The 18,097-nt window shown below is 70.3% G+C and carries 13 protein-coding genes; 7 read left to right on the top strand and 6 right to left on the bottom strand.

Going from position 1 to position 18,097, the window contains the following annotated elements:
* Positions 1-6: 6 nt before the first annotated feature.
* Complete coding sequence (locus CYL12_RS03530) at positions 7-438, top strand: SufE family protein (RefSeq protein ID WP_101845587.1); 432 nt, start codon at positions 7-9, stop codon at positions 436-438.
* Here the strand turns inward: CYL12_RS03530 and CYL12_RS03525 are convergent.
* Positions 422-1,579, bottom strand: a complete 1,158-nt coding sequence (locus CYL12_RS03525) for an alpha/beta hydrolase family protein (protein ID WP_101845585.1) — start codon at positions 1,577-1,579, stop codon at positions 422-424. The genes CYL12_RS03530 and CYL12_RS03525 overlap by 17 nt on opposite strands.
* A 25-nt stretch (positions 1,580-1,604) precedes the next feature.
* Here CYL12_RS03525 and CYL12_RS03520 point away from each other — a divergent pair, with 25 nt between their 5' ends.
* From CYL12_RS03520 to CYL12_RS03505, 4 genes are all read left to right on the top strand, one after another.
* Complete coding sequence (locus tag CYL12_RS03520) at positions 1,605-2,186, top strand: DUF3000 domain-containing protein (RefSeq protein WP_101845583.1); 582 nt, start codon at positions 1,605-1,607, stop codon at positions 2,184-2,186.
* The gene (locus CYL12_RS03515) at positions 2,179-3,372 is read left to right on the top strand and encodes a ribonuclease D (protein ID WP_101845581.1); all 1,194 of its coding nucleotides are present in this window, start codon (positions 2,179-2,181) and stop codon (positions 3,370-3,372) included. The genes CYL12_RS03520 and CYL12_RS03515 overlap by 8 nt, the downstream gene beginning before the upstream one ends.
* A 73-nt stretch (positions 3,373-3,445) precedes the next feature.
* Entirely contained in the window at positions 3,446-4,651 is a 1,206-nt protein-coding gene (locus CYL12_RS03510) for a thiolase family protein (RefSeq protein ID WP_101845579.1), read from the top strand.
* Entirely contained in the window at positions 4,648-6,789 is a 2,142-nt protein-coding gene (locus tag CYL12_RS03505) for a 3-hydroxyacyl-CoA dehydrogenase NAD-binding domain-containing protein (protein WP_101845577.1), read from the top strand. The genes CYL12_RS03510 and CYL12_RS03505 overlap by 4 nt, the downstream gene beginning before the upstream one ends.
* On the opposite strand, the gene CYL12_RS03500 is transcribed toward CYL12_RS03505, so the two are convergent.
* From CYL12_RS03500 to CYL12_RS03490, 3 genes are read right to left on the bottom strand one after another with little or no spacing between them, the layout of a single operon-like run.
* Complete coding sequence (locus tag CYL12_RS03500; protein WP_101845575.1) at positions 6,790-8,454, bottom strand: GMC oxidoreductase; 1,665 nt, start codon at positions 8,452-8,454, stop codon at positions 6,790-6,792.
* Positions 8,444-9,358 (bottom strand): diacylglycerol/lipid kinase family protein, encoded by a 915-nt coding sequence (locus CYL12_RS03495; protein WP_101845573.1) that lies wholly within the window; start codon positions 9,356-9,358, stop codon positions 8,444-8,446. The genes CYL12_RS03500 and CYL12_RS03495 overlap by 11 nt, the downstream gene beginning before the upstream one ends.
* A 1-nt stretch (position 9,359) precedes the next feature.
* Positions 9,360-10,991 (bottom strand): FAD-binding oxidoreductase, encoded by a 1,632-nt coding sequence (locus CYL12_RS03490; protein WP_233486826.1) that lies wholly within the window; start codon positions 10,989-10,991, stop codon positions 9,360-9,362.
* Positions 10,992-11,011: 20 nt separating this feature from the next.
* Here CYL12_RS03490 and CYL12_RS03485 point away from each other — a divergent pair, with 20 nt between their 5' ends.
* The gene (locus CYL12_RS03485; protein ID WP_101845568.1) at positions 11,012-11,620 is read left to right on the top strand and encodes a TetR/AcrR family transcriptional regulator; all 609 of its coding nucleotides are present in this window, start codon (positions 11,012-11,014) and stop codon (positions 11,618-11,620) included.
* Positions 11,617-13,074: a glycerol-3-phosphate dehydrogenase/oxidase gene (locus tag CYL12_RS03480; protein WP_101845566.1), complete on the top strand. Its 1,458-nt coding sequence runs from the start codon at positions 11,617-11,619 to the stop codon at positions 13,072-13,074. The genes CYL12_RS03485 and CYL12_RS03480 overlap by 4 nt, the downstream gene beginning before the upstream one ends.
* Positions 13,075-13,097: 23 nt before the next feature.
* Here CYL12_RS03480 and dxs read toward each other — a convergent pair whose 3' ends face one another.
* Positions 13,098-15,038, bottom strand: coding sequence for a 1-deoxy-D-xylulose-5-phosphate synthase (dxs, locus tag CYL12_RS03475; protein WP_101845564.1), 1,941 nt, complete (start codon positions 15,036-15,038; stop codon positions 13,098-13,100).
* A 155-nt stretch (positions 15,039-15,193) separates the two neighbouring features.
* Positions 15,194-18,073, bottom strand: coding sequence for an aconitate hydratase (locus CYL12_RS03470; RefSeq protein WP_199399182.1), 2,880 nt, complete (start codon positions 18,071-18,073; stop codon positions 15,194-15,196).
* Positions 18,074-18,097: the final 24 nt, after the last annotated feature.

The raw sequence follows: 18,097 nt of genomic DNA, 5'->3' as shown, positions 1-18,097 counted from the left end.
GCGGGGATGAACGCCTCCGTCCTGCCTGAGACCCTCGCCGAGATACGCGACGGATTCCTGGAGACCCCGGAATCGGACCGCCTGCTGCTGCTCCTCGAATACGCCGACGAGCTGCCCGCCGTGTCCGACGAGGTGGCGGCGCACCCGGAGATGTGCGAGCGCGTCGCGGAGTGCCAGTCGCCGGTCTACATCTACGTGGAAGTCCACGACGATGTCGTGACCATGCACGCCACGGCCCCGGAAGAGGCACCGACGACCCGGGGCTTCGCGAGCATCCTCGTGCAGGGCCTCACCGGGCTGACGGCGGACGAGGTCCTGGCGATCCCCGAGGACTACCCGCAGTCGATCGGCCTCACGAAGGCCGTGTCACCGCTGCGGATCGGCGGCATGACCGGCATGCTGATGCGCGCGAAGAACCAGGTCAGGCAGAAGCGCTGAGCCCCTGCGCCGCGAGCCATTCCGTGAGGGCGGTGCTCCAGCCCTTCTCGTCATAGTTCCAGAGCTTGGTGTGCCGCGCGACCGTGAAGCGCGGCATGGTGACGAGGTCCGGCCGCGCCTCCTGCAGGGCGTGCGAGGCGTCCGCCGGGACGAAGCCGTCGTCATCGCTGTGCAGGATGAGGACCGGTGCCTGCAGTTCGTCGGCTCGGGCGACCATGTCCAGACGGTCGAACAGGATGGGCTCGTCGGCTCCGCTGAGCTTCGCGGTGAGCGGCAGCTGCAGCGCCCCCATCGCGAGGGCGGGCAGGGGTTCGCGCACCCGGGCGATCCGGGCCTGGAAGCGCAGCACCGCGCGCCAGTCGACGACCGGCGACTCCAGGATGATTCCCGCGATGCGATCCCGATGGCCGGAGTTGACCGCGGCCTGCAAGGACACCGCCCCACCCATGGACCAGCCCATCAGCACGACGCGCTCCGCGCCGTGACGCAGCGCATAGGCGATCCCGGCGTCGACATCGCGCCACTCGGATGCCCCGAGCGCATAGGCCCCCGCCTTGGTCCGCGGCGCCTCGCCGTCGTTGCGGTACGACACCACGAGCGTAGGCATTCCCGCCGCGTGCATCACCGGCACGGCACGCAGGCACTCGGCCCGCGTTGTTCCGCGACCGTGGACCTGGATGACCCAGGTCGAGGAGTCCCCAGGGAAGAACCACGCGGGGCAGGGTCCCGCCGGAGAGCCGATGAGCACGTTCTCCCAACGCAGGTGCAGCTCGCTCGGCGACGTGTAGTAGCTGCCGCTGAAGGAAGCGCCCCGGTCCACCCGCGCGCCCGGCTCGATCTTCGTGAGGAGCTTGCGGCGTACCGTCGTGCTGTCCGCGCTGAGGACGGCGCCGAGCTTCACATAGCCGTAGGTGCCCGTGGTGAAGAGGCCGTATCGCCCCGGCAGCTCGGTATCGAGGGTGCGGCCGAGCTCGATCGTCTGGGCGGCGGTGTCGATCGCGAGGATCTCCGTGTCCTGGATGCGGCTCCGCAGCGGCGTCACGACACGTCGCGCCACCGCAAGCACGAGGAAGCCGACGGCGGCGCCCAGGGCGAGGAGGGCGGGGACAACGATCGCAACGGCGTGCCTGAGACTCTTCATCGCCTTCCGACTCTAGCCTGTTGCCGTGACCGCACACCCCGAGGCCGGGACGCCCTTCGACGCCGCCGTCGCCGAACTGCGCGCGACCGCGTTCCGTGACGACATCGCGGTCCGCGAGATCCCCACGCCGCAGAACCTCGCGCCCTTCGCGATCGCCCTCTCCGCCGACGTCCGCCCGGGCGAGGACGGCGACTCCGTCTACGGGACCGGCCGGTTCATCCTGCTGCACGACCCGGACGAGCCGGATGCCTGGGGCGGTGCGTGGCGGATCGTGATCTTCGCCCAGGCCCCTCTGGAGACCGAGATCGGCACGGACCCCCTGCTCGCCGACGTGACGTGGTCCTGGCTCGTCGACGCCTTGGACTCGCGAGAGGCGAATTACCACTCCCCGTCCGGCACGTCGACGAAGACGCTGTCGAAGGGGTTCGGCGGTCTCGCCGACGAGGGAGACGGCGCACAGATAGAATTGCGGGCGTCCTGGACTCCGGAGGGCCCGTTCCGACCGCACGTCGAAGCATGGGCCGAGCTGGTCGGAATGCTGGCGGGGCTTCCGCCGGGTTCCGAGGGCATCGCCGTGATCGGCGCGCGAAAGGCTGTACGTGACTGAATACTCCGTGATCTCCGATACCGAGGAGTTCCGTGCAGCCTGTGCTGCGCTCGCCGCAGGCACCGGCCCCGTGGCCGTGGACGTGGAGCGGGCGTCCGGGTTCCGCTACTCGCAGCGCGCGTACCTGGTGCAGGTCTTCCGGCGCGACGCCGGGGTGTTCCTCTTCGACCCGCCGGCGATCGGCGACTTCGCTCCGTTGCAGGAGGCCATCGGCGACGTCGAGTGGGTCCTCCACGCCGCGAGCCAGGATCTGCCGTCGCTGCGCGAGCTGCACCTGGAGCCGAAGGAGATCTTCGACACCGAGCTCGCCTCCCGTCTCCTCGGTCACGACCGGGTGGGACTGGCCGCCGTCGTGGAGGACACCCTCGGCATCACCCTGAAGAAGGAGCACTCCGCCGCGGACTGGTCGACGCGCCCGCTCCCGGACTCCTGGCTCGACTACGCAGCCCTCGATGTCCTGCACCTCATCGACGTCCGGGACGCGCTGGTCGCCGAGCTCGAGGAGCAGGGCAAGACCGCGTTCGCCGCCCAGGAGTTCGCTGCCACCCTGGCCCGTGCGCCGAAGGCTCCCCGGGAGGACCCCTGGCGCCGCCTGAGCGGACTCCACCAGGTCCGTGGGGCCCGCAACCTCGCCGTCGCCCGCGCGCTCTGGGAGGCCCGCGAGATGTACGCGCAGCAGCAGGACATCTCCCCCGGGCGCCTCGTGCCCGACCGTTCCCTCGTGGCCGCTGTCCTCGCCAATCCCGCCTCCAAGCAGGCCCTCGCCGGGGTCAAGGAGTTCCAGGGCCGCGCGAGCCGTACCCAGCTCGACCGCTGGTGGCAGGCGATCGTCGACGGCCGTGCCGCGGAGACGCTGCCGCGCGAACGCGTGCCGAGCGACGCGCTCCCCCCGCCCCGCGCCTGGGGCGACCGCAACCCGGAGGCCGACGCCCGCCTGAAGGCCGCCCGTCCTGCCGTCGAGGCGGTCGCGGAGGAGCTGGGCATGCCCACCGAGAACCTCCTCACCCCCGAGTACCTGCGCCGGGTCGCGTGGGACGGCCCCGGTACCACGGCGGAAGAGATCGGCGCCGCCCTGGCCGCGCTCGGGGCGCGCCCCTGGCAGGTTGAACAGACTGCACAGAAGATCGCCGACGCCTTTGTAGAGGCGGCGCAATCGCCCGACACCACGTCCGCGACCGCTTCGTAGGTTCGATCCAACCGATTCCTCCCGGTTTCCGGCCGTTCATAGACTGAGGCCACCGCACTAACTTGGAGGCAGAGTGGCCGAGATCTCGGACGTCTTCTTCGTCGATGGAGTGCGCACCCCCTTCGGGCGCGCCGGCGAAAAGGGCATGTACTGGAACACCCGCGCGGATGACCTCGCCGTGAAGGCGACCATCGGCCTGATGGAGCGCAACGCGGCCGTGCCGGCGGACCGCATCGACGACGTCGCCATCGCGGCGACGAGCCAGACCGGCGACCAGGGTCTCACCCTCGGGCGATCGGTGGCGATCCTCGCCGGGCTCCCCCAGACCGTCCCCGGACTCGCGGTCGAGCGCATGTGCGCCGGCGCGATGACGAGCGTGACGACCATGGGCGCCTCGATCGGCGTGGGCATGTACGACCTCGCCCTCGCGGGCGGCGTCGAGCACATGGGTCACCACCCGATCGGCGGAAACGCCGACCCGAACCCCCGCTTCGTGGCGGAGAAGATGGTCGACCCCGGCGCGCTCAACATGGGCGTCACCGCGGAGCGCATCTTCGACCGCTTCCCGCACCTCACCAAGGAGCGCTCCGACCGGTACGGCATGCGCAGCCAGCAGAAGGTGCAGGCCGCCTACGACGCCGGCAAGATCCAGCCGGACCTCGTGTCGGTCGCGATCAAGGGCGCCGACGGCGCCTGGGGCCTCGCCACCGAGGACGAGGGCCGCCGTCCGCAGACCACGATGGAAGACCTCGCCGGCCTCAAGACGCCGTTCCGTCCGCACGGACGCGTCACCGCCGGTACCTCCTCGCCGCTCACCGACGGCGCGACGATGTCGCTCCTCGCCGGCGGCGGCGCCGTCAAGGAGTTCGGCCTCGCACCGAAGATGCGCATGGTCTCGTTCGCCTTCGCGGGCGTGCAGCCGGAGATCATGGGCATCGGTCCGATCCCGTCGACCGAGAAGGCGCTCAGGAAGGCCGGTCTCGACATCTCCGACATCGGTCTGTTCGAGCTCAACGAGGCGTTCGCCATCCAGGTCATCTCCCTGCTCGACCACTTCGGCATCGACGACGACGACCCCCGTGTGAACCCGTGGGGCGGCGCGATCGCCGTCGGTCACCCGCTGGCCGCGTCCGGCGTCCGCCTCATGATCCAGCTCGCGGCCCAGTTCGCCGAGCGCCCCGACGTGCGGTACGGCCTGACGGCGATGTGCGTCGGCCTCGGTCAGGGCGGATCGGTCATCTGGGAGAACCCGCACTACGACGGAAAGAAGAAGAAGTGAGCTACGACGACGTCGACTTCTCGCCCATCCAGGCGCTCACCGAGGGAGAGGTCATCACGCACTCCCCCGTGCGTGACATCCGCCTCGCGTCGGGCAAGGTCCTCGCCCTGATCACGCTGGACAACGGTCGGGACCACACCCGCCCGAACACCCTCGGTCCGGCCACCCTCACCGAACTCGGCGCGACACTCGACGGCCTGAAGAGCCGCGCGGCGGCCGGCGAGATCCAAGCGGTCGGCATCACCGGCAAGCAGTACATCATGGCCGCCGGTGCCGACCTCTCGGACATCAGCAAGGTCGGCTCCCGGGACAACGCGCGGCTGATCGCCCAGCTCGGCCACAAGGTGCTCGGGAAGCTGAGCGAGCTGGGCGTGCCGTCGTTCGCATTCGTGAACGGTCTGGCGCTCGGCGGCGGCCTGGAGATCGCGCTGAACTCCACGTACCGCACGGTCGACGCGTCGGCGGCGGCCGTGGCGCTTCCCGAGGTCTTCCTCGGCATCATCCCCGGCTGGGGCGGGGCGTACCTGCTGCCGAACCTCATCGGCATCGAGAACGCCCTCGAGGTGGTCATCTCCAACCCGCTCAAGCAGAACCGCATGCTGAAGCCGCAGCAGGCCTTCGACCTCGGCATCTTCGACGCCATCTTCCCCGCGCCGAACTACCTCGAGAACTCGCTCGCCTGGGCGGACGCGGTCCTCGGCGGCAAGAAGGTCGTGCGTAAGAACGAGCCGGGCAAGATCGAGCGCCTCACCAAGTGGCCGATCGCCATCAAGATGGCGCGCGGCATGCTGGAGTCCAAGATCGGCACCGTGCCGAAGTCGCCGTACGCCGCCCTCGAACTGCTCGACAAGGCGAAGAGCGGCACCAAGGCGGAAGGGTTCGCCCGCGAGGACGAGGCACTGGCAGAGCTCGTGACCGGCGACCAGTTCGCCGCCTCGATGTACGCCTTCGACCTCGTGCAGAAGCGCGCCAAGCGTCCCGTCGGCGCGCCGGATAAGCAGCTCGCGAAGAAGGTGACCAAGGTCGGCATCATCGGTGCGGGTCTCATGGCCAGCCAGTTCGCGCTGCTGTTCGTGCGCAAGCTCCAGGTGCCGGTGCTGATCACCGACCTGGACCAGGCGCGCGTGGACAAGGGCGTCGCCTACATCCACGAGGAGATCGGCAAGCTGGAGGCGAAGGGCCGTGTGGACGCGGACACCGCGAACAAGCTGCGCGGTCTCGTCACGGGCACGACGGACAAGAGCCTCTACGCGGACTGCGACTTCGTCATCGAGGCGGTGTTCGAGGAGGTCGGCGTCAAGCAGCAGGTCTTCGGCGAGATCGAGAAGATCATCGCGGAGGACGCGGTGCTCGCCACGAACACCTCGTCGCTGTCGGTCGAGGAGATCGGCGCGAAGCTCGCCCACCCGGAGCGGCTCGTCGGCTTCCACTTCTTCAACCCGGTCGCTGTCATGCCGCTGATCGAGATCGTGAAGACGCCGACGACCGCGGACACCGCGCTGTCGACGGCTTTCGTCGTCGCGAAGAACCTGGGCAAGAACGCGGTGCTCACCGCGGATGCGCCCGGCTTCGTGGTGAACCGTCTGCTCGCGAAGGTCATGGGCGAGGCGGCGCGCGCCGTCTACGAGGGCACGCCGATCGCCGACGTCGAGAAGGCGTTCGCGCCGCTCGGCCTGCCGATGGGACCCTTCCAGCTCATCGACCTCGTCGGCTGGAAGGTCGCCGCGCACGTGCAGGACACCATGGTGCGCGCGTTCCCGGACCGGTTCTACGCCAACGAGAACTTCCACGCCCTGGCTGAGCTCGACCAGGTCGTGGAGAAGGACAAGGGCGGCCGCGTGGTCGGCTGGACGAAGCAGGCCGAGAAGGTCCTGGCGCCCGCCGTCGGCAAGAGCCCGGCGTCGGCGGCCACGATCCTGCAGCGCGTGCAGGACGGACTCGCGACCGAGATCAAGCTGATGCTCGACGAGGGCGTGGTCCCGGAGGTCGAGGACATCGACCTGTGCCTCATCCTCGGTGCGGGCTGGCCGTTCATCGACGGCGGGGCATCGCCGTACCTCGACCGCGAAGGGGCGTCCGAGCGCGCGTTCGGCGGCTCGTTCCACACCCCGCAGATCCGCGGCATCGAGAGCCGCTGATCACGTCTCCGCAGGGGGTCGCGCCGACGGCGTGGCCCCCTGTGTCGTTCCCGGCGCCGGCCGCGTATCCGGCTCGCCGCACCGCGGCCAAGACGACAGGGCGTGTTCCGCGAGGGCGGTGATGGTCAGGGAGGGGTTCACTCCCGGGTTCGCCGGCACAGCAGCGCCGTCCACGACGTGCAGCCCGGGGTGTCCCCACACGCGCTGATACTCGTCCACCACGCCCTCCTCCGGCGAACCCGAGATCACCGCTCCGCCGAGGAAGTGTGCCGTGAGAGGGACCCCGAAGACCTCCGGCCAGGAGCCTCGCGCTTCGGCCGGCACCCCGCCCTCACGCTGCAGGCGTGCGGCGATGGCCCGGGCGGCGCGATGCGCCTCCCGCAGATGGCTGGGGTTCGGCGCTCCATGCCCCTGGGCGCTCGTGAGCTGCGTCCGCCCGAGGCGACGCCGGAGAGACAGGGTGAGCGAGTTGTCGGCGGTCTGCATGACGAGCGCGATGATCCCCCGCTCGCTCCAGCGCCGCAGGGAGGCGAGGCGCAGGGAGCGAGCAGGCCGGCGGAGGACCTGCCCCGCCAGCGTGGCGATGCGTCCAGGAAGAGAGCGATCGCCGGGAACCAGCACGGTGGCGAGTGCGCCCATGAGGTTCGACCCTGGGCCGTAGCGGACGTTCTCGACGTGCGTGCGGTCGTCGACGTGGAACGAGGTCGTGATCGCCACCCCCCGCGCCAGTTCCATCTTCTCCGGCACTTGGACGGCGACGGCGCCGTCCAAGGCCTCCGAATTCGTACGGGTGAGGCGGCCTATCGCATCAGAGACCCGTGGCAGCGCTCCGGCGGCCTTCATCCGATGGAGGAGCTGCTGGGTGCCCCAGGTCCCCGCTGCCAGGACGACCTCTCGCGCGGTGACGGTCTGCTCACGCCGCCGGAGCCAGGCACCGCTCCGCCGCGTCGTGACCGAGAATCCGCCCGCAGGCAGCTCGCGCACCTCGGTCACGGTGCGCAGCGGCTCGATGACCGCCCCGCGGCGCTCGGCGAGGGCGAGGTAGTTCTTCATCAGGGTGTTCTTCGCGCCGACGCGGCAGCCGACCATGCAGTTGCCGCAAAGCGTGCAGCCCGTGCGCTCGGGGCCCTCACCGCCGAAGAACGGGTCGGCGACGCGCTGCCCTGGTTCGCCGAACCAGACGCCGACGGGTGCCCGGCGGAACGTCGTCCCCACCCCGAGGTCCTCGGCGGCCCCGGCCATGATGCGCTCGACCGGCCCGTCGTGCGGATAGCGCTCCACCACGCCGAGCATGCGCTTGGCCGTGGCGTAGTGGGGGGCCAGAGCCGCGCTCCAGTCCCGGATCGACGCCCACTGCGGGTCGGCGAAGAACGCCGCACCCGGCTCGTACAGCGTGTTCGCGTAGTTCAGCGACCCGCCGCCGACGCCCGCACCGGCGAGGATCATGACGTGCGGAAGCCGGTGGATGCGCTGCACGCCGAAGCATCCGAGCGCCGGGGCCCAGAGGTAGCGACGGACGTCCCAGCTCGTCTTCGCGAAGTCCTCGTCGGCGAAGCGCCGCCCGGCCTCGAACACACGCACGCGGTAGCCCTTCTCCGTGAGCCGGAGGGCCGCGACGGAGCCGCCGAAGCCCGACCCGACGATGACGACGTCCTCATCGAACATGCGCGTCCCTCCGCTCCGCCCGGGTCATAACGGTCAGTGCGCCCGCCCGGACCGAGATCGTGCAGGACTCCTCCCCCACGCGCTCGCCGTCCGCGTAGGCCACGAGGCCCGGAGCGGAGACCGTGACGGTGCGGGCGCGGAGGTGCTGCACCTCGGGCCGCGCGAGGTGCGTCCCGCGCAGGAGGAGAGGGAACAGGCGCAGCAGCCGAATGCGGCCGAGGGGGCCCACGGCGACGACGTCGAGGGCGCCGTCGTCCGGGGCCGCGCCCACGCAGACCGGCATCCCCCCGCCGTAGCTGGCCGTGTTCCCGACCGCCACGAGGGTGCCGCGGGCCGGGGTCATCGGGCCGTCATCGGCACGGATCGTGAAATCGAGGGGACGCAGCCGGATGAGCTCGATCAGCAGCGCGAGGTAGTACCGCAACACTCCGGAGGGCCAGCGGAGGCGATTGGTGCGATCGCTCACTCGGGCGTCGAAGCCCAGAGCCGCCACGGTGAGGAACAGCGACGTGCCCGTCGTCGTCCGCACCTCACCGACGTCGACAGCGCGGGGCGCCCCCGTCAGGGCGAGCTCGACCGCTTCCGGTACATCCGTGCGGGGCAACCCGAGCGCTCGCGCCAGATCGTTTCCGGTGCCCGCGGGCACCAGCGTGACCGGGACGGCCGCCGCGCAGACGACCGCGAGGATGCCTGACAGGGTGCCATCGCCGCCCACCACGACGAGTCCGTCCGGTTCCGCGTCCACTGCGGTCTGCGCCAGTCGTCGTGTGTCCGCGGCCGACTCTCCGACGTACACGCGCACGTCCGCGCCCCGCCGTCGCAGGTATTCGAGCGCTTCCTCGGCGATCCGGCGCCCGCGGCCCTTTCCGGACAGCGGGTTGGACAGCACTGCGATGTGCCCCATCTCAGAGGGTCGCCCTCGTCGGCACATCCGCGAGGACGGCCCCCGGGTTCATGATGCCGCGCGGGTCCAGCTCCCGCTTCACGGCGGTGAGGATCCGCACGCCGGTCTCCCCGATCTCCTCCGCAAGCCACGGGGCGTGATCACGACCCACGGCATGATGGTGGCTGATCGTCCCGCCGTTCGCGAGGATCGCGTCGTTCACCCTCCCCTTCACGACCGTCCACGCCTCGAGCGGGTCCTGTCGCAGCCCGGCGAGCACCGTGAAGTAGAGGGAGGCTCCCGTCGGATATACGTGGGAGACATGGCACATGACGTACGAGCGGGCATCCGCCGCGTCGAAGCCGTCGCGCAGAGCCGCCTCGACCGCTTCCTTGAGCGTGCGGAGATTCGACCAGGTGCTCGCGGTCTCCAGCGTCTCGCAGAACACCCCGGCGTCGAGCAGGGCGTCGCGCAGGTACGGGCCGTCGAATCGTCCCGCCGCCCATTCCTCCGCGTCGCCGGTGCCGGCACTGCGGCCACCCGCCGCGGCGAGGATCGCGGCGGTCCGGTCCCGGCGGCCGGCGGCGTCCTCGCCCTCGAACACCGTCACGACGCTGGCTCCCTTGGCGAGAGCCTTCCCGATCCGGCCGACCTGGGCGAGGCTCACCGCCGTCTCGGCTTCGTCGGAGAGGCGGATGACCGTGGGACCCGCGCCCTGCTGCACCACCCGCCGCAGCGCATCGGCGCCGCGGTCGAAATCCGGGAAGGTCCACGACTCGAAGATCCGCTCCGTCGGCACCGGATGCACCCGGACCCGGACCTCGGTGATCACGCCGAAGATCCCCTCGGAGCCCAGGAAGAGGCGGAGGAGATCGGGCCCGGCCGCCGATCCCGGCGCGCGGCCGAGGTCGAGATCCCCCGTGGGCGTCGCGACGCGGATCCCGGTCACCATCGCGTCGAAGCGCCCGTTGCCCGCCGAGTTCTGTCCGGACGACCGAGCCGCGGCGAAACCGCCGATGGTCGCATACCGGAAGCTCTGCGGGAAGTGCCCCAGCTCGAACCCGTACGCCGACAGCAGCGCTTCCGCCTCGGGTCCGGTGGTACCTGCCGCGAGGGTCGCCTCGCCGCTCACTTCGTCGAGCCGGAGCAGGCCGGAGAGCCGGCGCAGGTCCAGGCTGAGCACCGCACGATGCGGGCCGGTCTCCGGGTCCAGCGCCCCGACGACGCTCGTTCCCCCACCGAAGGGGATCACCGCGATCCCACTCTCCCCCGCCAGCGCGAGGCAGGCGCGCACGGCGTCATGGTCCGCGGGGAACACGACGACGTCGGGGGCATCCTGCTCGGGATGGCGTCGTCGCAGAAGGTCGGGCGTGGAACGGCCTCCGGCGTGCCGGAGGCGCGCCGACGTCGTGATGTCCACCGCATCGGGGCCGACCGCCGCAGCCAGCGCGTCGAGATCATCCGCGGCCAGTCGTGAAGGCCGCACGCGCACGTCCTCCAGCGCGGGCGGACGCGGCGGACGGGGAACGTGTCCGAGGAGCAGGGGCAGCAGTCCTCGAACCGCGAGCGGAAGGTCCTTCGCCCGATCCGGGTCGCCCCAGCCGTTCCAGCGCATCTCGGGCCTGTCGGCCCCTCTGCCGTTCGCCTGCTCCATGGGTTACAGTGTGACACATCATGGAAGAACGTCAACCACCCGCCGTTCGCTCGGAAAGCTCCACGCCCGCCTGGGACGCCACGCAGCGTCGAGTCCTCGACGCCGCTGACGACCTGCTCGTCCGCGCCGGCGTCCACGGGGTGACGATCGCCGCCCTTGCACGTCGTTCCGGTCTCAGCCGGCCCACCATCTACCGGACGTGGCGGGATGCCGACGACGTCGTCCGATCCGCGCTTCTGCGACGGGTCGCCGATCTCCTCAGCGCGTTCCCCGAGAGAGTCGATTCCCGGGATGCGCTCGTCGCGGACGTGCTGCGGTTCACCTCCCTGTTCCGGGCCGACCCCGTGTACGGCCACCTCCTCGACGAGGAACCCGAGGCGTTCACGCGGTACACCCTGCACCGGGTCGGGTCCAGCCAGCGACTCATCCTCCAGTGGCTCGCCGACGCGATCGCGGCGGCGCAGGCCCAGGACTCGGTGCGCGCGGGTGATCCCGGCGAGATCGCCGTCATGCTGCTCCTGATCGCCCAGTCCGCCGTGCTGTCGCACGGCACGGTGGCCGACCTCATCGACGAGAAGGCCTGGGAACGCGAGCTCCGCGCCGCACTGGACGGCCACCTCCGGCCATGATCTCCGCCCCGACCGCCCTCCACGCGGCCCGCCGCCGAAGCGATCTCGCCGCCGCGGCGGACGGCACCTGCGACCTCCTCGTGGTCGGCGGCGGGATCACCGGGACGGGCGTTGCGCTGGACGCCGCATCCCGCGGCCTTCGCGTGACGCTGATCGAGGCGGAGGACCTCGCGTTCGGAACGAGCCGGTTCAGCTCCAAACTCGTCCACGGCGGGCTGCGGTACCTCGCGACGGGGGACGTGGCGACGGCGCGCGAGAGTGCGCGGGAGCGGCACCTGCTGATGTCGGTGATCGCCCCCCACCTCATCCGTCCGCTCGGGCAGCTGCTCCCCTTCGCCCCGGGCGTCAGCGGTCGCCAGCGTGGGGCCGGAGCCGCGGGGATGGCGATGGGCGACCTTCTGCGCCTGCAGGTACGCACGAGCGGGAAGGTCCTGCCGGGCCCGCACCCCGTCGGGACGGCGAGAGCGTTGCGCCTGTTCCCCGCTCTGAACCCTCGTGGCCTGCGGGGCGGCATGGTGACATACGATGGCCAGCTGTCGGACGACGCTGCCCTCGTCGTGGCCGTCGCCCGCACGGCGGCGGGTCTCGGCGCGCGGATCCTCACCCGAGTACGCGCCGAGCGGCTGCACGCCGACGGTGCAGCGGTGACCGACACGCTCACCGGGCAGCGCATCGACATCCGGGCGCGGACGGTGATCAACGCCACCGGTGTCTGGGCGGCGACCCTCGATCACGGCCTCGCGATACGCCCGAGCCGTGGCACCCACATCCTCCTGGACGCCGCAGACCTCGGCCATCCCGTGACGGCGCTGACCATCCCGCTGGAAGGTTCCATCAGCCGCTACGTGTTCGCCCTGCCGCAGCGCGGAGGGCGTGTCATCGTCGGGCTCACCGATGTCGATGCGCCCGGACCCATCCCCTCCGTCGCCGAGCCCACGGAGGCGGAGATCACCTTCCTCCTGGAGACGCTGAACCGCCTGCTCGCGGTGCCCCTGGCGCGGCACCGGGTCCGCGGGGCGTTTGCCGGCCTCCGCCCGCTCGTCGACACCGGAGCGTCCGAGACCGCGGACATCTCACGTCGTCATCTCGTGCGCACCTCAGAGTCAGGCGTCATCTCCGTTCTCGGCGGCAAGCTGACGACCTACCGTCGGATGGCGGAGGATGCCGTAGACCTCGCCGTGCGGCAGCGCGGACTCCGGGGCGGCCCCAGCGGCACCGCGACCCTGCGCCTGATCGACGATCCCGCACCGGGAGATGGCTCGCAGGACGCCGTGGTCCCGGGCAGCGCGCTCTTCCGGGCCGCCGTCGAGCACGCGGTCCGGTTTCAGGGCGCACTCACCGCAGCTGATGTGCTCGACCGCCGCACGCGGATCGGGCTGGTGCCCGATGAGCGCGCCCGAGCTCTCGGAGCCGTGGAGCGGATCGTCGCCGAGACCCTCACCGACAGCCCCTGACAAGGCTCGCGGCAACGGGCCCGTCAGTGCCGTTCGTGAAGCGGGAGCTCGATCGCGCCGGTCTCGCCGGCGTGACGGGCCTTCGGGATGCGCGTACCGAGAACCTGCGCCACGACGTCCTGGGCGATCTTCGAGGCGGTGAGGCCGGCGTCCGCGAGGATCTGGTCGCGTGATGCGTGGTCGATGAACTCGTCGGGAAGGCCCAGTTCGTCGACGGCCGTGTCGATGCCCGCCTCGCGGAGCACCTGCCGCACGCGCGTACCGATGCCGCCTACGCGAATGCCGTCCTCCAGGGTGATCACCAGGCGGTGCCGTGCGGCGAGTTCGACGACGGACGGCTGCACGGGGATCGCCCACCGCGGGTCGATCACGGTGGCGTCGATGCCCTGGGCGCGCAACCGGTCGGCCACGTCGACGGCCAGGGCGGCGAAGGGGCCGATCGCGACGATGAGGACGTCCTCCCCCTCACCCCGCGCGAGCACGTCCACGCCGTCCGCGAGACGCTCGAGCGCCGGCAGATCGGCGGACACGTCGCCCTTCGGGAAGCGGATCACGGTCGGAGCTTCCTCCACGGCGACCGCCTCGTCCAGCGCCTCGGTCAGTCGCGCGCCGTCGCGGGGCGCAGCGATGCGGATGTGGGGGACGATCTGCAGCATCGCGAGATCCCACATGCCGTGGTGGCTCGGGCCGTCCGGGCCCGTGACGCCCGCGCGATCGAGCACGAACGTGACGCCGGCACGGTGGAGCGCGACGTCCATGAGGACCTGATCGAAGGCGCGCCCCATGAACGTGGCGTAGACCGCGACGACCGGGTGCAGACCGCCGTACGCGAGCCCGGCGGCCGAGGCCACCGCATGCTGCTCGGCGATGCCGACGTCGTAGACGCGGTCGGGGAACCGCTCCGCGAAGGGCGCGAGGCCGGTGGGTCGGAGCATGGCCGCCGTGATGGCGATCACGTCCGAGCGGCGTTCGCCGACCTTCACGAGGGCGTCGGAGAAGACATCCGTCCAGCCGCGGCCGCCCGACGACAGGGTCTCCCCCGTCGTCGGGTCGATCTTGCCGACGGCGTGGAACTGGTCGGCCTCGTCATCGCGGGCGGGCTGGTAGCCGCGGCCCTTCTCGGTGATCGCGTGCACGATGACGGGCGCACCGTACGATTTCGCCAGCTCCAGCGTCTCCAGCAGCGCCGGCAGGTCATGCCCGTCGACGGGGCCGAGGTACTTGATGTCGAGGTTGGAGTACAGCGCCTCGTTGTTCGTGAACCGCGAGAGGAATCCGTGGGTACCGCCGCGCACGCCGCGGAACACCGCGCGTCCCACCGGCCCGAACGCGCGGAACAGACGATCCGACTTGTGGTGGAGGTCCTTGTAGGCCGCCGCGGTGCGGACCCGGTTGAGGAAGCGAGACATGCCGCCGATGGTCGGCGCGTACGAACGCCCGTTGTCGTTGACGACGATCACGAGGTTGCGGTCGTTGTCGTCGGAGATGTTGTTCAGCGCCTCCCACGTCATCCCGCCGGTCAGTGCGCCGTCGCCGACGACCGCGACGACGTGCCTGTCGGAGCGCCCGGTGGCGGTGAGAGCACGCGAGACCCCGTCGGCCCAGCTCAGCGAGCTGGAGGCGTGGGACGACTCGACGACATCGTGAGGGCTCTCCGCGCGCTGCGGGTAGCCGGCCAGCCCCTCCCGGACGCGCAGCTTCGAGAAGTCCTGGCGACCGGTGAGGATCTTGTGGACGTAGGACTGGTGGCCCGTGTCGAAGATGAAGGGGTCCTCCGGAGAGGAGAACACGCGGTGCAGCGCGATCGTCAGCTCGACGACCCCGAGGTTCGGACCGAGGTGACCCCCGGTCTGGGAGACGTTCTCGACGAGGAAGGCGCGGATCTCGGATGCGAGTTCTTCCAGTTGCTCCGGCGTCAGCCGATCAAGATCGCGCGGTCCAGAGATGCTCGGAAGAATGGGCATCTGCGCCTCCTCACAGGCTTCGGCGAAGCGTCCGAGCGGGTGCGGACGCCTTCCCGATCCTACCGCTCGGAGCCGTGAATCCCCCGAGGACGAGAGGCCCTTGACACGCCGAAGGGGCCCGTGTCGGTGGACACGAGCCCCTTCGGATATGCGGATCAGACGAGCGAGCGCAGCACGTACTGCAGGATGCCGCCGTTGCGGTAGTAGTCCGCCTCACCGGGGGTGTCGATGCGGACGACCGCGTCGAACTCGACGGTCTGCTTGCCCTCGGGCGAGTGCTCGCTCGGGGTGGCCGTGACCTTGACGGTCTTCGGGGTGACGCCGTTGTTGAGCTCCTCGAGCCCCGTGATCGAGACGATCTCGGTGCCGTCGAGACCCAGCGACTCCCAGCTCTCGCCGGCGGGGAACTGCAGCGGAACGACGCCCATGCCGATGAGGTTGGAACGGTGGATGCGCTCGAAGCTCTCCGTGATCACGGCCTTGACGCCCAGGAGGCTCGTGCCCTTGGCCGCCCAGTCGCGGGACGAGCCGGAGCCGTACTCCTTGCCGCCGAAGACGACGAGCGGGGTGCCCTGCTCGGCGTAGTTCATGCACGCGTCGTAGATGTACGACTGCGGGCCGCCCGGCTGCGTGAAGTCGCGGGTGTAGCCGCCCTCGACGACCTGGCCGTCGTTCACCGCCGAGACCATGAGGTTCTTCAGGCGGATGTTCGCGAACGTGCCGCGGATCATGACCTCGTGGTTGCCACGACGCGAGCCGAAGGAGTTGAAGTCCTTGCGGTCGACGCCGTGCTCGGTGAGGTACTGGGCGGCAGGGGTACCCGGCTTGATGTTTCCGGCCGGCGAGATGTGGTCGGTGGTGACCGAGTCGCCGAGCGTCGCCATCACGCGCGCACCCTCGATGTCCTTCACCGGGGTGAGCTCCATCGTCATGCCGTCGAAGTAAGGGGCCTTGCGCACGTAGGTCGAGTTCTCGTCCCACTGGAACGTGTCGTCGTCCGGCGTGGGCAGGTTGCGCCAGCGCTCGTCACCGTCGAACACGGTGGCGTACTGCTTGATGAACTGGTCGCGCGAGATCGACGAGTCGACGATCTCCTGGACCTCTTCCGGCGACGGCCAGATGTCCTTGAGGAACACGTCGTTGCCGTCCGCGTCCTTGCCGAGCGCGTCGGTGTCGAAGTCGAAGTGCATCGAGCCGGCGAGGGCGTACGCGATGACCAGCGGCGGGCTGGCCAGGTAGTTCATCTTCACGTCCGGGCTGATGCGGCCCTCGAAGTTGCGGTTGCCCGAGAGGACGGCCGTGACCGCGAGGTCGTGGGAGTTGATCGCCTCGGAGACCTCTTCGATGAGCGGCCCGGAGTTTCCGATGCAGATCGTGCAGCCGTAGCCGACCGTGTAGAAGCCGAGGCCCTCGAGATCCTTGTCCAGACCGGACTTCTCGTAGTAGTCGGTGACGACCTTCGAACCGGGGCCGAGCGTGGTCTTCACCCACGGCTTCTGATTGAGGCCCTTCGCCCGCGCCTTGCGGGCGAGGAGGCCGGCAGCGATCATCACCGACGGGTTGGACGTGTTGGTGCACGACGTGATGGCGGCCAGCGTGACGGCGCCGTTGTCGAGCGTGTACTTCTCGCCCTCGGGAGTCGTGACCGGGACGGGGTTCGACACGTTGGCCGGCGCACCGCTGCTGATGTGCACGGGCCGCGTGGTCGGCTCCTCCTCGCCGGGGACCTGACCGGGGTCGGACGCCGGGAAGGAGTGCTTGGACTCGAGGTCGACGATGTCTTCGCTGGTGGTGGCCGTGGCGTAGTTCAGGATGTCCTGCTCGAACTGCGTCTTCGCCTCGGAGAGGAGGATGCGGTCCTGCGGGCGCTTCGGGCCGGCGATGGACGGGACGACCGTGCCGAGGTCGAGCTCCATGTACTCGCTGAAGACCGGCTCGTGGGAGGCGTCGTGCCAGAGCTTCTGCTCCTTGGCGTAGGCCTCGACGAGCGCGACGGCCTCCTCGCTGCGGCCGGTGAGGCGCAGGTAGTCGAGGGTGACGTCGTCGATCGGGAAGATCGCGGCGGTCGAGCCGAACTCGGGCGACATGTTGCCGATCGTCGCGCGGTTGGCCAGCGGCACCGAGGCGACGCCCTCGCCGTAGAACTCGACGAACTTGCCGACGACGCCGTGCTTGCGCAGCATGTCGGTGATGGTCAGCACCACGTCGGTCGCGGTCACGCCGGCGGGGATCTCACCCGAGAGCTTGAAGCCGACGACGCGCGGGATGAGCATCGACACGGGCTGGCCGAGCATCGCGGCCTCGGCCTCGATGCCGCCGACGCCCCAGCCGAGCACGCCCAGGCCGTTGACCATCGTGGTGTGCGAGTCGGTGCCGACACAGGTGTCGGGGTAGGCCTGGAGGACGCCGCCGTTGGTGCGGTCGTAGATGACCTTCGCCAGGTGCTCGATGTTCACCTGGTGGACGATGCCGGTGCCGGGGGGCACGACCTTGAAGTCCTGGAACGCGGTCTGGCCCCAGCGGAGGAACTGGTACCGCTCGCCGTTGCGCTCGTACTCGATCTCGACGTTGCGCTCGAGGGCGTTCTCGGTGCCGAAGAGGTCGGCGATGACGGAGTGGTCGATGACCATCTCGGCCGGCGAGAGCGGGTTGATCTTGTTCGGGTCGCCACCAAGTGCCGTGACGGCCTCACGCATCGTGGCGAGGTCGACGATGCAGGGCACGCCAGTGAAGTCCTGCATGACCACGCGCGCCGGCGTGAACTGGATCTCCGTGTTGGGCTCCGCGTTGGCGTCCCACGACCCGAGCGCCTCGATCTGCGCCTTCGTGACGTTCGCGCCGTCCTCGGTGCGAAGCAGGTTCTCCAGGAGGACCTTGAGGCTGAAGGGGAGCTTGTCGAAACCGGGCACCGTGTCGATGCGGAAGATCTCGTAGTCGGTGCTGCCGACCGTCAGGGTGCTCTTGGCACCGAAGCTGTTCACCGTGGACACGAATCCGTCTCCTTCTATTCGGATGGGAGCGACAGGCGCCTCCATCTTGCTCGCCGGTGCGGCCGCGCG

Source organism: Zhihengliuella sp. ISTPL4 (assembly GCF_002848265.1).
Classification (GTDB): domain Bacteria; phylum Actinomycetota; class Actinomycetes; order Actinomycetales; family Microbacteriaceae; genus Microbacterium.
The sequence above is the reverse complement of the archived record's forward strand: the minus strand, read 5'-3'. Positions and strand labels throughout refer to the sequence as shown.

What these genes read in the sequence shown, in the direction of transcription:
- CYL12_RS03500 (WP_101845575.1), bottom strand. Translation starts at nt 8,454, where the DNA reads ATGTTCGATGAGGACGTCGTCATCGTCGGGTCGGGCTTCGGCGGCTCC.
- CYL12_RS03525 (WP_101845585.1), bottom strand. Translation starts at nt 1,579, where the DNA reads ATGAAGAGTCTCAGGCACGCCGTTGCGATCGTTGTCCCCGCCCTCCTC.
- CYL12_RS03490 (WP_233486826.1), bottom strand. Translation starts at nt 10,991, where the DNA reads ATGGAGCAGGCGAACGGCAGAGGGGCCGACAGGCCCGAGATGCGCTGG.
- CYL12_RS03480 (WP_101845566.1), top strand. Translation starts at nt 11,617, where the DNA reads ATGATCTCCGCCCCGACCGCCCTCCACGCGGCCCGCCGCCGAAGCGAT.
- CYL12_RS03485 (WP_101845568.1), top strand. Translation starts at nt 11,012, where the DNA reads ATGGAAGAACGTCAACCACCCGCCGTTCGCTCGGAAAGCTCCACGCCC.
- CYL12_RS03495 (WP_101845573.1), bottom strand. Translation starts at nt 9,358, where the DNA reads ATGGGGCACATCGCAGTGCTGTCCAACCCGCTGTCCGGAAAGGGCCGC.
- CYL12_RS03530 (WP_101845587.1), top strand. Translation starts at nt 7, where the DNA reads ATGAACGCCTCCGTCCTGCCTGAGACCCTCGCCGAGATACGCGACGGA.
- dxs (WP_101845564.1), bottom strand. Translation starts at nt 15,038, where the DNA reads ATGCCCATTCTTCCGAGCATCTCTGGACCGCGCGATCTTGATCGGCTG.
- CYL12_RS03470 (WP_199399182.1), bottom strand. Translation starts at nt 18,073, where the DNA reads ATGGAGGCGCCTGTCGCTCCCATCCGAATAGAAGGAGACGGATTCGTG.